The following is a 15,480-nucleotide window of genomic DNA, read 5'->3' as shown; positions in this document are numbered from 1 at the left end:
TCTTTGCAAGGGATGACCTAACAGAATAGCTTTTGTAGATAGCCTTTTTTCAGTTGTTTAAGCTGTTCAATCTTTTGTTCGTATAAATTAATTTCTTGATCAAGTTTTTGGAAAAGTTGACCAATTTTTTGTTGTTCTGGGAGGGAGGGAAAATTAATTGTTAGTTGCATTAACAACTTTAAGCTATATTCTTTTTGTCCCGTACCACCTATATATTTAGTTGTTCTCATAAGCCAATCATGACGGGACATGAAATAGTATATGTAAGTCAAATCAAAATTTTGCTTATTTAAAAAGGACAAAATAGCACTTGATGCAATGTAATCACTTATTTCTGGTCCTGCTATACCAAATCCACCATTATGAAAATTTTGCTTACCTACCATAAGCTCGCCAGAATTTCTAAAATAATACGCTCTAGAATGTTCAGTGACTCTCGGATGCTCATCCGTAGCTTTAATTCCTCTAAAGTTCAGCTGAACTTTAGCTAATTGAAAATTATGAGGTTTGTCTACCTCAATTTTGTCTACCTCATAAATAGCTTCTCCTAATTGACCATTCCTCCAACTATCATTAAATGTAAAAAATCTAATTTTAGGATGGATCATTTTTCGGTCAACAAACATGTTTGCCAGAAACCATTTTTTTTCATTTTTTTTAAGAACCAACTTATTATTATAGAGTTCAATCAACTTGTCCATTTTTTCAAAAAAAGAACCAATTTTTTGTTGTTCTTCAGGAAAAGTATAATTTAACTTCAACGATGAGAAATCCTTATAACTTATACTTTTACCATCTCTAATTCCATAAGTTGCTTTTTTCAGTACTTGAATAAAATTGTAGGATTTAAAAAACACCTTCCAAAAATATGGATTCCATTCATGGTTCTTATATCTAATTATTGTATAAGCAGGGCTAACTATACCTTTTTTATTGGAAACTTCAAACCCACCTTGAAAAGAACGTAAACTAATTACAATATCTTTGGGTTCTACTAATTTATAAGAAGACAAAGACTTTTCATCATAATTTATTTTTTTATCAACTTCTTCTCTGAATACTAACCCATTTTCTTGAGTAGCTGATAGTACTGGTTGGTCAATATGATTTTTTGATGAAATGTTAAAAAATAATTGGTCAGCTCTTTCGGTCTCCCACTCACCTTCAAAGCCCTTAAATCTTAGTTGTGGTACTAATCTTTCTTTATTCATCAACATCAGTCTCCACTAATTGAGCTTCCATTTCAGCAAGTTCTGCTTCAATTTTGGCGATTTGTTGGTTCACTTCTTCAATATCAGCTTTCACTTGGTTGATATCAATTTCAGGTTCAGGTTCAAAAGTATCCACATAACGTGGGATATTTAAGTTAAAGTCGTTTTCTTTAATTTCATCAAGTGAAGCCACATGTGCATACTTATCCACATCTTCACGTGCTTCATATGTTTGTAAGATTTTATCAATATGAGCTTGAGTTAAGCTATTTTGATTTTTACCCTTTTCAAATTCTTTTGAAGCATCAATAAATAAGATATCAGTTTGTGGACGGTTCTTTTTGAACACAAGAATGGTTGTAGGAATTGAAGTTCCAAAGAATAAGTTAGCAGGCAGACCGATAACCGCATCTAGCACATTATCTTGTTCAATCATGTACTTTCTGATAACGCCTTCTGCTGCCCCTCGGAATAGCACCCCGTGAGGTAGAACAACAGCCATTGTCCCGTTGTCATTCAAGTGGTAAAGCATGTGAGTCACAAAAGCTAAGTCAGCTTTTGATTTTGGTGCGACTTTACCATATTTACGGAAACGTTCATCTGTTAACTTATCGACATTATTCCAGTTAGCCGAGTATGGTGGGTTGGCAACAACAGCATCGAATTTTTCATCAGGGAAGCGGTCGTTTTCAAGTGTATCCCCTTGTTTAACACTGAAGTTACTGTAGTTAATCCCGTGCATTAACAAGTTCATACGAGCCAAGTTATAAGTTGTTGAGTTCCATTCTTGGCCATAGTAATGACCAATTCGAGCTCTATCTCCAACTGTTAGTAGTAATGATCCTGAACCCATTGTTGGGTCATAGATTGATTTAATTTCATCTTTACCTGCAGTTACGACACCTGAAATAATTTTTGAAACTTGTTGAGGGGTATAGAATTCGCCAGCTTTTTTACCAGCAGAAGCAGCGAATTGACCGATTAGGTATTCATAAGCATCCCCTAGGACATCAATTTCAATTTCACTTGAACGGAATGAAATATTGTTCAAGTTCAATAAGACTTTACGCATTAATTCACTACGTTCAGCCACATTGTTCCCAATTCTTGGTGATTGTAAGTCCATGTCATCGAACAATCCTTGGAAGTCTTCTTGTGAGTCTTCACCGATAGTTGAACTTTGAATTGAATTGATAGCATTTTGTAATTTTTCAATATCAAATTCACCTGTTTGACAGTCCTTGATTAATGAACTGAATAAGTAACGTGGCTTAATTGTGAACCCTAAGTCTTGCACAATATCTTCTGCTAATCCTTCATAGTCAGGATTGTTGTAGGCTTGTTCATAAGTGATATCTTCACCATCAAGTAACATCGTGACTTCATCTTCAACACGGTCTGATAAGAAGCGGTAAAAAATAAGTCCTAGAATATAGTTTCTGAATTCACTCGCATCCATATTTCCACGCAAGTCGTTAGCAATAGCCCACAAGTGTTTTTGTAATTCGGCTTGTTGCTGAGATTGTACATTTTGATGTTCTTCTGTCATAAGTTTACTCCCTTATTAATCTAGTGCTTTATAGTAATCGCCAATTTCTTTAATGAAAACCATAATTTGTTCTCTTCGTTGACGTTTTTCTTTAAACGGTATACCTTTTAAATCTTTGTTAATGCTACGAGAATCGCATTCGCCTCTGAAGTTATATTCATTAAGTTGATGCTTCAAGCTTTCAACTGGTACATCAACTTCTTGCGACATTTCGTTGAATCTTTTTTCTTTTTGCTCCTGAACGAATTTGTTAAATTCTGTCAGCATATCAACATTAGCTTGTTGTGCAAATTGTGGTACTTCTTCTTCTAAGAATTTGATCAGCAATTCTTTTTTGGTGTGAAGTTGAGATTGGGCAGCTTGTTCAATTTGCTGTTTGATTTTTTCACTATGGTCAATAATATCATCCACAGTCGACATAAAATCAATGTTTTGAATTAATCCCATAATGTAGCTCACGTCAATATCATCTTGTTGAATTAACGATAACTCAAAATCCAAATCATCCACAATCGATACTTTTTTATTATTTTTGGCTTCACGTTCTAAATATTCAACTGCTTCACGATATTTACTTTGGAAAGATTCATATTGCTGTGGTGTAAGTTCTAAAGCAAATTCATCCCATGCAAACTCATCATAAACACGTATCTTATTGTAGATACGCAACACATCACGGAAGGCTTTGATGAATTCACTAATATGGTCTTCACCCATATTATATAGATTATCCACATCTTTTGGCTGTTTAATAATATCATGTAACTTTTCAATGGATTTTCTGAAGTTTTCAGCCATTTCTTCATAACTTGGTGCAAGGAAAGCTTCTCTTGAACCATCTGAGAACAAGCGAATAGCGTCATCCGTTTCGGATTTAAGATTGCGATAGCTAATAATATTACCAAATGGCTTGTTCAAGTTGTCAATTCTGTTCGTTCTTGAATAGGCTTGAATTAACCCATGATATTTTAGTTTTTTATCCACATATAACGTTGATAGTTTAGGTGAATCAAACCCTGTTAAGAACATATTAACAACAATTAAGACATCAATATTTTGTTCAGGTGTCTTCACATGATGTTGCTTCATTCTCATCGAGATATCGTTGAAGTAATCTTTGAAGTCATCAACTGAGAAATTCTCACCATAAAGTTTATTGTAATCATCCACAATATGTTCAAGCCCATGACGTGACGTCACGTCATCTTGATCTTGGTACTTTTCATTATCTTGTTCATTGGCCGCCCAAGTGAACACGCTGGTAATATTGAGTTTTTCGCCTTCTGAATTTTGCGCTTGTAACTTTTTGAAAATATCATAATAAGCGAGTGCCACACGCGTGTTCGGCACAGTCAAAATCGCATTGAATTCACCATTTTTGGTGTATTGGCGGTGATTCAAGATGATATGTTTAGCAATTTGCTCTAAACGGTCCGGATGTTCCATTACTTCTTGTTTATCCACAGAATTGGCATCTGCTTGACTATTATCTTCAACGTCTTTTGCATCGAAAGTTTGCAAGTATTGCACATTGAATCCCAGAACATTTTGGTCACGAATTGCGTCTTTAATCAAATAATGGTGAAGTTCTTGATCATACAAGTCTTGTGTTGTACGACCATCTGCTCCGATATTTTCTTTAAAAATTGGTGTCCCTGTAAACCCAATATGTTGCGCATTCTTGAACCAGTTATTCACGTTTTTACGCATATCACCGAATTGACTACGATGGGCCTCATCTTCAATAAAAATCACTTTTTTGTCACGGTAAGGTGCCAGTAGATTTTTATAGTAGTCTTTTGAAACGGCATTATTCATCTTTTGAATCGTGGTAATAACCAGTTTTTCATCCGTTTGTTGTAACTGCTTAACCAAAGTTTTCGTATCATCCGTACGATCAATGGCTAAATCACCATTCTTGGCACCCAAATAAGAGTTAAAGTTCTTAGATGTTTGGACATCCAAGTCATTACGGTCAATCAAGAAAATCACTTTGTCCACATCTTCACGTTGCTTCAGTAATTGACTTGCTTTGAATGACGTAATTGTTTTCCCTGAGCCTGTTGTATGCCAGATATAACCGTTTTTGTCAGGATGATTTTCAACTTGATTGATGATTCCTTCAACCGCATAAATTTGGTAAGGTCTCATCACCATCATGCGATTATGACTCTCATCAAAAATCACGTACTTGGCTAAAATAGAATGCAAACGTTCTGGCGGGAAGAACGACTTCGTAAAGTCAGTGATTTCATTCAGCCAGTTATTATGTTTGTCCGTCCAGCGGAACATAAATTTAGAATTAAGATTACCGTCACCATTAGCAAAGTAACGAGTATCTTCACCATTTGACACCACAAAGAGTTGTACCATTCTAAACAAACTATCTTTAAAGGTTTCATTACGATAACGAATAATTTGGTTGAAAGCTTGGCTGAACTCAACCCCACGGCGCTTCAACTCAATCTGTACCAATGGCATTCCATTAACCAAAACCGTCACATCATAACGGTTTTCATAACGGCCCATCATCGTAATTTGATTGGTCACTTCATATGTATTAGCTGTCGCATTTTTGACATCAAAAATATTCAAGAATAGCGGGTCACCATTATCTCGATTGATACTAATTTTGCCAATTGGCGAATTAATTGATCCACGTAAGTCATAGCTGATTTTATAATGTGACTTCGCCCCTATAATCGCTGTATAAGCTCGTTGAAATTCTGAATCCGTTAAGGGTTCACCTTTCAAATTTGTTTCATTTCGTTGATTCAACAGCGCTCGAAAATGTGCCAACAAATCATCATTATCTTTAATGGTGACATATTGGTAACCTAAATTTTCCAGTTGTTTAATGAATCGATTCTCAAGTTGAGCTTCTGATTCGTATTGACCCATCAAAAGTCGCCTCCTTATCCTCCACGTCTTTTACCTACTATACTACTATAATTAGGCATAATAAAAAAGCACACTGACAACTAGTCAATGTGCTTTTAGCTTTATCTTGCAACTTTTTCAGCTAATAGTAATGAGCCGATAATACCAGCATCATCACCTAGTGAAACAGGAACAATGTAATCTTTTAAGTCTGGTAATGTGATGTAACCGTTCATCATTTTAGCGAACTCATCACGAATCATATCCATTAAGTGTTCTTGTTTAGAAACACCACCACCAAAAATCATAATATCTGGTGAGAATGTCAATGTGAAGTCTAAAGCAGCTTGTGCTAAGTAGTAAGCTTCAAATTCCCAAGCTTTATGGTTTTCATCTAAGTTGTAAGCTTTTTCGCCCCAACGTGCTTCAATAGCAGGTCCACAAGCTAGCCCTTCTAAACAGTCACTATGGAATGGACAAATACCTTCAAAATTATCTTCTGGATGTCTTCTCATCATTAAGTGACCTGTTTCAGGGTGAGCACGACCATTATAAACTTCACCGCGTGTAATCACACCACTACCAACACCTGTTCCGATAGTTGTGTAGAATACATTATCAAAGTTTTGGCCAGCACCTAAAATATGTTCACCATAAGCAGCCACGTTCACATCAGTTGTCCAAAGCATTGGCACATCATAGTGTGCTTTCATATCGCCAATAAAGTTATAGTTTTGCCAAGCAACTTTCGGTGTATCTGTAATATAACCGTAGTTGTCTAGCTTTTCATTTACACCAATTGGACCAAATGAACCAATACCGAAAGAAATGATGTCATCTTGATATTGATCAAAGAAATCAAAAACCTGTGCCATTGTTTCTTCTGGTGTTGTAGTCTTGATTGTGCCACGTTTTAGGACTTCACCATTTTTGTGACCGACTGCCACGGCAAATTTAGTGCCTCCGGCTTCGATTGCGCCATATAATTCTGTCATGCTCTTTCCCTCCGTCAAACTTTTACACTTAATTACGACATTATGTTGTTCTAGTCATTAGAACTGGTATTTCAAATAATCACAACGACTAGATTATCGTGAAAACGCTATCACGTCAACATCATTCACGTTAATCTGTCTTTATGAAAACGTTTTCTCCCTAACATTATAACGTATTTTCACTTAAATCCAAGCCCATTTTTTAGCAACAAAAGTGCTGAATCCAAGTAGTGCAAAATAACAAGCCGATATCGTTATGACTGAGGTGAAGAACAATTGTATATCAACCGATGATCCACCGAGTACGATAAAGTTCAAGAAGGCAAACCCTGCACCTAAAGCAACAGGTAGTAAAAATCCTGTAAACATTTCAAGGCGAATAGAAGGTGTTTTGACATGATTTTTTCTAGCTAAATAAACTCTCTGATAAAGATAACTTAAAATTTGATAGAGTACCACTAACGATAATACAATCGTGAAAATAAAGCTCAAGCTATAGCTTAACCATTTTAATTGACGGTGTTGCGTCATAATTTGGTTATATTTTTGACTTTTAACAAACGAAATGATTTTGTTTTGGGGCAAGTTCAGCTGTTTCTTTTGTAAATTATCGATAGTTTGATAGGTTTCAAAGTCTTTAGTGAAGTCTTCTGACTTCAGCAACCTTAACTGCTCTGCATCACTTGGCACTTGTTGAAATTGTAACTCAGTAACTGCTTGTACTTGATTAAAGGGCACGATACCTTGAAATAATTGTTCAAGATACGTTGTTACAGAATTAGGTAGATGATTTAAAGTCAAAGGTGACATCTTTTGACCATTTGATAATTTAAGTGGAAAATTATTCAATTCGTCAATCGAAACAAACAAAGTCTCATTATGAACTTTATAAGCGTAAAATGATGGATCTTTTAAGTTGAGCTGCTTAACTTGTTGATCAACTTGTGGGCTTGTGCTATAAACCACACCATCATAATAGATATTTGCTAAGTTAGACTCTGTTGTCCGTGCCATTTGTTTTCCCGCAATCAACAAACTGGTAGCAAGTCCTATAAGAAGCATTAGACCAACAGTCACTGAAATCAGTTTCCTAATAGAAAAGTACGGTGTAGCAAATGAACTATTATCAAATCTATCTTTCAATCGTTGTTTTAATTTTTTACTTTGCATGATTAATCCTCTCATTGAACTCCTCCACTTGTAATAATACAGCAAATTGATTAAAACTTAAATTTTTATTAACTTTAAAACAAAACTGATTTCCCCATAACTACTTTAATCAGCTGTTTTCAACGCTTCCTTTTGGTAAATAAAAGCAACTAGAATCGCAATAACCAGATATAAAATAACACAAACCGTGATTGGCAAAATACTTAATCGATAAATATCGATGGTTAGATAATTGAATATTTCAAGCCCAATTAGTGTAGTTATTACTCCTGGAATCATTGGCAAGATAAAGAGTGCTAGAACTTCTTTGAACAATGCCTTTTTGATAACTGATGGTTGAAAGCCTTGAGTTTGCATAGTTTGGTAGATTGCTTTATCTTGTTTGAAAGATTGCCACTGTTTGAAAATTAAGATTGAAATGATTGTTATCAGTAGTGCCAAACTAATTCCAATTGCAAAAGTTTTCAAAATAGCAAATTCAGTACTTAAATTTCTAAAGTAAGTAATTCCTTGACCACCAACTTGGCTATTTCTCATACCGCCAACTCTATCGTCACCCATCTTGTCGCCAAGCTGTAACTTTTCAATAGCCATTAGTGCTGGCCAGTTTTGTGCAATACCACCTCTGGTTTTAATAAGTTGAATTTCATTTGAAGTTGCTTGGACTTGATCAAATTCGGATTGACTCATATCTTGATAAGTCACGTCTGTTGGTAATTCAAATGTGTTAATCCAGATGTCATTATCGGGTTGAATAAGTTCATAAGATGAAGAAATGGTGTGCTTCAATTCCGCTTTTGCATTTTCACCTTGATAACTTGTAGTCTTGTATCTTAAACGATTGCCATTAATCAGCGGTTGACCAAAATCAACAACTTTCAATTTTAGCTGTTGTGTGTCTAATTCGTTTTTTAACATGTATACATTCTTACCATCAACTTTATAATGATAGGTGGTTTTTTCTTCAATAGGTAATTGCTTAACTGCTTCAGTAACTTCGGGCTGATGATTATAAATGACCGTATCATAAAAAGTATTATCGTTAGCTCTTTCAGCACTTACATTTGTAACAGAACTAGCTACTGCTGTAGCACCTATTGCAACAGCAAACAATAAGGTTACTAAACTAAATCCTTTAACATGATGAATAAGCTTTTGGTTAAGTTGGTTCAAACTCATGTCATGAAGTTTTCGATTTTTGAACCAAGACCATTTCAACAATAATTGAATAACAACTGGATACAACGCATTAAAGAAGAAATAAACGCCTAAGATAATCCCCATTGTGGTTACAGTCAATGCTAAAAGTTGCTTTCCATAATCTAAAATATCGTGGCTTGCATAATAGGCTGCCAACAACCCAATAATACCTAGTCCTAATTGAATAACTACTAGCCAAGGATTGCGATATTTTCTACTTTCTTCCTTATAAATCTTTGGCATAATGCCACTAATGTGAATTTTATTGATGACCATCCCTATAATAGGTAATCCCACAAAAACCAGCGTAATGTCAATTAAACTAAGTATATGGAATCCAACGAATCCTTTAACTGCCACGCCTTGTGTACTTGCTATCAAAAATGCAACTAATTGTGAAACAGCCATACCCACAATGATACTTAAACATGACATTGAAATACTGATTGTTAATAGTTGAACTAAAGTTACCGCAGTTACTTTAGATTGTTTGTCACCTAGTTGATCAGTTAGTTGTTTATTTTTTTGTACCTGCTTTAATAAAAATCGATTAAGATAACCCATATATATCATGGTAATAATAATTAATACCACTTCCCCCGCGATAAAAACGGGCGCATCTTGAGTCATAATAAGTGTCTGGTTAGCGCTTAATGTTTTAGTTAATGTTGAAAAAGTATAAATTAATGTACTTAAAACTAACAGTCCTAAAAATAAGATACTGTATTTTTTGTAGCATTGACGTAAATTTTCAAACGCCAGTTTCATAATTGTGCCAAATTTAATATGTTCTTGTGTCATAAATGATACCCCCCTGATTTATTTACAATCCCTATGCTAACAATCACCAACAGCCTGTTACATCGATTTAACTTACAATTTAGCCCTCAATCTTACAATTTTGTAAGATTTGGTTAAGAAACTAAAATTTTTATTAATCTAAAACAAAAAGCCAACAACTGTTGGCTTTTTGTTATTTTCTTTTTCGTAACACAATTGAGCGATAAATAAATAGTGTTAGTAAATAATATAGGAAGTATAGAACTAAGAAAATAGCTAATGGGAATGGTACTCGACTATAAATATTTGAGACCATATTCTCAAATAATTTAAGCCCAAATAGCATATGCATAATGCCAATTGCGCCTGGCAAAATGAATAGTACTGCTAATTCTCGTGCAATTGATTTCGTCATAGTACTTGATCTTGCACCAATTTTATCAAGCATTTCATAGCGCTTTTTATCTCGATGGGCACCACTTAAAATTTTAAAAATTAAAATTGAAGCTAACATCGTTAAGAATGAAATCCCTAAAAATAGACCGATAAATTGAAAAATAGATAAGACGCTATTTTGACTTTGATAAAGATCAATCCGCTCAATTAATGACCATCCTGGGTTTGTTGTTTTCTGATTTTGTAAGATTTGAATTCTTTGAAGTGTTCTTAATTGATCCCTAAAATCAGTTGTCTTAATTAATAAACTTGTCTTTTTATTCGCTTTAATATTATCAAAATCTGATTGTGATAAAAATGAGACTGGTGGGAGCTGTCCATTTTCATCAGCCCCTAAATTTAACAGCTCACTTTCACTCTTTGTATTGGCATTGTAACTACCTGTTAACATGTCAGCTAAATAAGCCTTACTCTCATCTCCTTTAACTGAAAATGTTTTAAAGGTTTCCTTTTGATTCTTTCGAGTCGACTCCATATCAAATTTTTTGAACGTAATAGGTTGTTGTAGGTCAGAATCTAACCCGTAAAGTTTGCCATCTAACACTTTATAATTAAATGTTAACTTTTCTTTTGTTTGTAATTTTTCAACTTCTTTTTGGACTTCTGAATCGTTATTATAAATTTGAACATCATAGTAGACCGAATCTGATTGTTCAAATGCGGTATCTCTCATCATTAAAGCAATTGTGATTGCACCAACCGCCATTGCAAATAGAATGGAAACAACCGACAAAATTCGGGTATAACTTGTGATTCTAAATTTCAATTGATTTAACGTGAAGTTATTCAGTTTGCGATTGTTAAACCATGAACATTTTTGTAACAATTTAATTACTGTTGGAAAAAAAGATTTAAAAATAAAGTAAGTTCCTAGTACAACACCCACTAAAATAACCCAAAAATAGCTAACCACATTTGATCCTGAATTTTTTATATCAACCATTCTATAATATGCAATTGCTAATCCAGCAACACCAATAACGGCTTGAAGTGCTGTTAACCAGCCATTACGACGGTACTTAACTGGTTTTTCATTTCCCTTTAGCAAACTTAAAACTGAAGTTGCTGAAATTTTAATGCGATTAAATAAAGCAGCTAGTAGAAATAGGATGAAGAAAAATAGGATTGTCCATAATACTGCTGGCAAATGAAACCCAATAAATCCTTTTATTGATAATCCTAAATTGGAAACCAGCAAACTACCGACACCCTGTGTCGCAAAAATCCCTAAAAATGATCCGACTAAAGCAGCTAATGTTCCAAAAAATAAAGTTTCCACAAAAATCAAGTTTCCGATTTTTGAACTTTTAGCACCTAGCATCATGAATAATCCATAGTCCCGTTGTCGCATGCTAAGTAAGAAACTATTAGCATAAACAACATAAACCAATGTTATGATTCCAAGCAAAACATTCCCAACTAAAAACAATTGCTTAACGATTTTTACAGTTGGATTATCATCCAAAAATCCTGGGTTAGTCGATAATGACAAGAACATATAGAAGATGGCACTCGTGACAATTAACCCTGAAAACAAGACTAGATAATCTTTGAATCGATTTCGCATCCCTGATAGTGAAAGCTTAAACAACATTGTCATCCCCCATTCCTACTGTTCATATGTCCCAAGTGTTTGAATAATTTGTTGATAAAAATCAGAACGTGATTGTTGTCCCCGCTTCAATTCACGGTGAATTTCACCATCTTTAATAAATAAAATACGCTGTGCATAGCTAGCTGCTGCTGCATCATGAGTCACCATCAAAATTGATACCGCATCTTGTTCATTCAGTTGTTGCATTGTATTCAGTAATTCTTTTGCACTTTTTGAATCTAGCGCACCTGTTGGTTCATCTCCAAATAGGATTGAAGGTTCATGAACTAACGCTCGACTAGCTGCCACACGTTGCTTTTGCCCACCTGAAATTTCTGATGGATATTTATCTAAAATTTCTGATATGCCCAACTTAACCGCTATCTTTTCAACTTTTGGTCGAATTTCTTTTGACGATACATTTTGTAGTGATAAGGGTAATGCAATATTTTCACGACAAGATAAGTTTTCAAGTAAATTAAAATCTTGAAAAATAAAACCAATTTCTCGTCCGCGAAAATCTGCCATCTGGTTTTTCTTCAACTTTGTAATATCTTGATGATTAATTTCAATATGACCACTTGTCGGTTTATCTAATGTAGACAACAGATTTAGTAAAGTTGTTTTACCTGATCCTGATGCCCCCATAATCCCGATAAATTCACCTGCTTCGACTGAGAAATCAATATTTTGAAGTGCTTGATATTTTTTCTCATTACGCTTTCCATAGATTTTGTTGATGTTATGTACAGTTACAACTTGCTCTGCCATATTAGTTCCCCCCTGAATTGTTTTACAAGGTTCATGCTAACAATTATGCACAAGTTGCCACATCGATTTACCTTACAATTTGAGGTCTAATCTTACAAAACTGTAAGATGTCCACAAAATAAAAAAGCCAACGTTCTTCGTTGGCTTTTTATTATTGTCTTTTTCGTAAGACGATTGAGCGATAAATTGATAATGTTAGTAAGTAGTATAAGAAATATAATCCAAGGAAGATAATAATTGGCATCCAAGCCATACCATAGATTCCAGGAACTAATGTTTCAAATAATTTAAGTCCAAATAACATATGGATTAATCCTAGTAAGCCTGGAAGTGTGAACAAGACTGCTAATTCCTTAGCAATTGATTTGGTCATCACTGAACGACGAGCACCAATTTTATCAAGCATTTGGTAACGTTGTTTATCTTGATGTGCACCACTTAAAATTTTGAAAATCAAAATTGAAGCAAGCATAGTCAAGAACGCAACACCCAAGAAAATACCTATAAATTGGAAACTTGATAAGAATGAATTCACATTTTTGTAATAACTAATTCCTTGACCACCAACTTGATTATTGGCCATACCACTGCGTGACTCAACATCTGTTAAATGACTTGATTGTAAATTATCAATATCAGTTAGTGTCCGCCAGTTTTGACGCATACCACCTGTTGTTTTAATTAACTGTACGGCATGTTCCTCAGCTGGAATGCTGTTAAAGGTAGCTTGATCAACATAATTGTATTGAACATCACTTGGAATCTCAAACCCACCAGCCCAAATCTGATTATCTGGATGAATAACATTGTAAGCTGATGAAATAAAATTATTAATATCGTTTTTAGCTTCTTCACCTTGGTGAGTAACTAATCGATAAGCAGCTCGTCCACTATTGATAGATTTTTCATTATCAAAAGTTTTCATCTTAACAGATTGGCTACTTGACTCGCTAGCTAAAGCATAAACATTTTTACCATCAACTTTGTAGTGGAAAGTACTTTGTTCTTGAATGGGTAATTTTGACACTGCTTCTTTTACGCTGGCTTCGTCACTATAGATTGCTGTGTCATAAAAGGCGGCGTTTTCTGTATTATCAAACGCCATATTACGCATTGATAATGACACTGTAATTGCACCAACTGCCATCGCAAATAGAATGGAAACAACTGATAAAATTCGGGTATAATCAGTAATTCTAAATTTCAATTGATTAATTGTAAAGTTGTTAAGTCCACGATGATTCAAACTTTTCCATCGTCTCAATACATCGATTAAGACAGTAAAGAATGATTTGAATACTAAGAATGTCCCCAGTACAACGCCAATTAGTGCAATCCAAAAACCAAATGTTGAATATTTAGTAATATTGAACATCATATAGTAAGCAACAGCTAATGCGCCAATCCCGATAATTGCTTGTAGCAATAGCAATGCTTTGTTACGACGGTAGCTGACAGGTTTTTGATCACCTTTTAATAGTGACAAAATAGGAATAGTTGATAATTTAATTCTATTGAATAAGGCTGCTAGGAAGAAGAGCACAAAGAAGAATAAAATTGTCCATAATACGGCTGGAATGTGTAGCCCTATAAAGCCGTTAATTGATAGTCCTAAGTTGCTAACTAATATTCCAGCCACTGTTTGAGTCGCAAAAACACCGATTATTGAGCCAACAACTGTTGCTAAAACACCCAAAAATAAAGTTTCAACAAAAATCAAGTTTCCGATTTTTGAACTGTTAGCCCCTAGCATCATGAATAAGCCATAATCTCGTTGCCGCATGCTAAGTAAGAAACCATTGGCATAAATCACATAGACTAAGGTAATAATGGCAAGTAACACATCACCAATAATAAATAAGCTTCCGATTGTTTTAACTGTTGGATTTTGATTCAAGAACTCTGGATTTGTCGAAAGTGACAAGAACATGTAGAAGATAGCACTTGTCACAATTAGACCAGAGAATAAGACGAGATAGTCTTTGAATCGACTTCGTAATCCTGATAATGCTAATTTGAATAACATTTTAACTCTCCTTCTTACTGTTCGTAGGTTCCTAGTGTTTGAATAATTTCTTGATAGAAATCAGAACGTGAGTTTTGACCACGTCTTAATTCACGGTGAATTTCACCATCTTTAATAAATAAAATGCGCTGTGCATAACTAGCTGCTGCTGCATCGTGAGTCACCATCAAAATTGATACAGCATCTTGTTCATTCAGTTGTTGCATTGTATTCAATAGTTCTTTTGCACTTTTTGAATCAAGCGCACCTGTTGGTTCGTCTCCAAATAGGATTGAAGGTTCATGAACTAACGCACGGCTAGCTGCCACACGTTGTTTTTGCCCACCTGAAATTTCTGATGGATATTTATCTAAAATTTGGAAAATACCTAATTTTTTAGCAATTTTTTCGACTTTTGGTTTAATCTTTCTTGATGAAACATTTTGTAGTGATAATGGTAGTGCAATATTTTCGCGGCAAGATAAGTTTTCAAGTAAGTTGAAGTCTTGGAAGATAAATCCAATTTCACGTCCACGAAAATCTGCCATCCCATTTTTTTGAAGTTGCGTAATATCTTGATTGTTGATGTAGATATGACCACTTGTTGGTTTATCTAATGTTGACAATAAGTTTAGTAAGGTTGTTTTACCCGAACCTGATGCCCCCATAATTCCGATGAATTCACCTTTATCTACTGAGAAGTTAATATCTTTTAGTGCTTGGTATTTTTTTTCGTTACGTTTGCCGTAAATTTTATTTATATTTTGTACTTTTACAATTTGGTCGTTTGACATTTTATTAGCCTCCTAATTTTTTTACATGATAATCATACCATTCACATTACTTTGAATACATTTATTCACCTTACA

Annotated in this window: 10 protein-coding genes; all 10 read right to left on the bottom strand. The window is 34.5% G+C overall.

Going from position 1 to position 15,480, the window contains the following annotated elements:
• Window positions 1–17: 17 nt before the first annotated feature.
• Window positions 18–1,211, bottom strand: coding sequence for a restriction endonuclease subunit S (locus JNUCC72_RS00805; protein ID WP_454143979.1), 1,194 nt, complete (start codon window positions 1,209–1,211; stop codon window positions 18–20).
• Complete coding sequence (locus JNUCC72_RS00800) at window positions 1,204–2,760, bottom strand: type I restriction-modification system subunit M (RefSeq protein WP_454143977.1); 1,557 nt, start codon at window positions 2,758–2,760, stop codon at window positions 1,204–1,206. Before JNUCC72_RS00800 ends, JNUCC72_RS00805 begins: the two co-directional genes overlap by 8 nt.
• Before the next feature lie 15 nt (window positions 2,761–2,775).
• Complete coding sequence (locus tag JNUCC72_RS00795; RefSeq protein WP_454143975.1) at window positions 2,776–5,661, bottom strand: type I restriction endonuclease subunit R; 2,886 nt, start codon at window positions 5,659–5,661, stop codon at window positions 2,776–2,778.
• A 101-nt stretch (window positions 5,662–5,762) separates the two neighbouring features.
• Window positions 5,763–6,635 (bottom strand): ROK family protein, encoded by an 873-nt coding sequence (locus JNUCC72_RS00790; protein ID WP_454143972.1) that lies wholly within the window; start codon window positions 6,633–6,635, stop codon window positions 5,763–5,765.
• A gap of 183 nt (window positions 6,636–6,818) precedes the next feature.
• Window positions 6,819–7,820 carry a hypothetical protein gene (locus JNUCC72_RS00785; RefSeq protein ID WP_454143970.1) on the bottom strand — a complete coding sequence of 334 codons (1,002 nt, stop codon included), beginning with the start codon at window positions 7,818–7,820 and terminating at the stop codon, window positions 6,819–6,821.
• 90 nt (window positions 7,821–7,910) lie between these two features.
• Entirely contained in the window at window positions 7,911–9,806 is a 1,896-nt protein-coding gene (locus tag JNUCC72_RS00780) for a hypothetical protein (RefSeq protein WP_454143968.1), read from the bottom strand.
• 172 nt (window positions 9,807–9,978) lie between these two features.
• Window positions 9,979–11,841, bottom strand: a complete 1,863-nt coding sequence (locus JNUCC72_RS00775) for an FtsX-like permease family protein (RefSeq protein ID WP_454143966.1) — start codon at window positions 11,839–11,841, stop codon at window positions 9,979–9,981.
• 9 nt (window positions 11,842–11,850) lie between these two features.
• On the bottom strand, window positions 11,851–12,606 hold the full coding sequence (locus tag JNUCC72_RS00770; protein WP_454143964.1) for an ABC transporter ATP-binding protein: 756 nt from the start codon (window positions 12,604–12,606) through the stop codon (window positions 11,851–11,853).
• Between the two features lie 151 nt (window positions 12,607–12,757).
• On the bottom strand, window positions 12,758–14,632 hold the full coding sequence (locus JNUCC72_RS00765; RefSeq protein ID WP_454143962.1) for an FtsX-like permease family protein: 1,875 nt from the start codon (window positions 14,630–14,632) through the stop codon (window positions 12,758–12,760).
• Between the two features lie 14 nt (window positions 14,633–14,646).
• Window positions 14,647–15,405, bottom strand: coding sequence for an ABC transporter ATP-binding protein (locus tag JNUCC72_RS00760; RefSeq protein ID WP_454143960.1), 759 nt, complete (start codon window positions 15,403–15,405; stop codon window positions 14,647–14,649).
• Between the last annotated feature and the right edge of the window lie 75 nt (window positions 15,406–15,480).

The sequence above is a fragment of the Holzapfeliella sp. JNUCC 72 genome (assembly GCF_053668685.1).
Note: the sequence above shows the minus strand (reverse complement) of the source record. Positions and strands in the feature narration are given on the sequence as shown.

Bases quoted from the DNA above. Each gene is read 5' to 3' on its own strand.
- JNUCC72_RS00770 (WP_454143964.1), bottom strand. From the start codon at position 12,606: ATGGCAGAGCAAGTTGTAACTGTACATAACATCAACAAAATCTATGGA.
- JNUCC72_RS00790 (WP_454143972.1), bottom strand. From the start codon at position 6,635: ATGACAGAATTATATGGCGCAATCGAAGCCGGAGGCACTAAATTTGCC.
- JNUCC72_RS00800 (WP_454143977.1), bottom strand. From the start codon at position 2,760: ATGACAGAAGAACATCAAAATGTACAATCTCAGCAACAAGCCGAATTA.
- JNUCC72_RS00775 (WP_454143966.1), bottom strand. From the start codon at position 11,841: ATGACAATGTTGTTTAAGCTTTCACTATCAGGGATGCGAAATCGATTC.
- JNUCC72_RS00805 (WP_454143979.1), bottom strand. From the start codon at position 1,211: ATGAATAAAGAAAGATTAGTACCACAACTAAGATTTAAGGGCTTTGAA.
- JNUCC72_RS00780 (WP_454143968.1), bottom strand. From the start codon at position 9,806: ATGACACAAGAACATATTAAATTTGGCACAATTATGAAACTGGCGTTT.
- JNUCC72_RS00795 (WP_454143975.1), bottom strand. From the start codon at position 5,661: ATGGGTCAATACGAATCAGAAGCTCAACTTGAGAATCGATTCATTAAA.
- JNUCC72_RS00760 (WP_454143960.1), bottom strand. From the start codon at position 15,405: ATGTCAAACGACCAAATTGTAAAAGTACAAAATATAAATAAAATTTAC.
- JNUCC72_RS00765 (WP_454143962.1), bottom strand. From the start codon at position 14,632: ATGTTATTCAAATTAGCATTATCAGGATTACGAAGTCGATTCAAAGAC.
- JNUCC72_RS00785 (WP_454143970.1), bottom strand. From the start codon at position 7,820: ATGAGAGGATTAATCATGCAAAGTAAAAAATTAAAACAACGATTGAAA.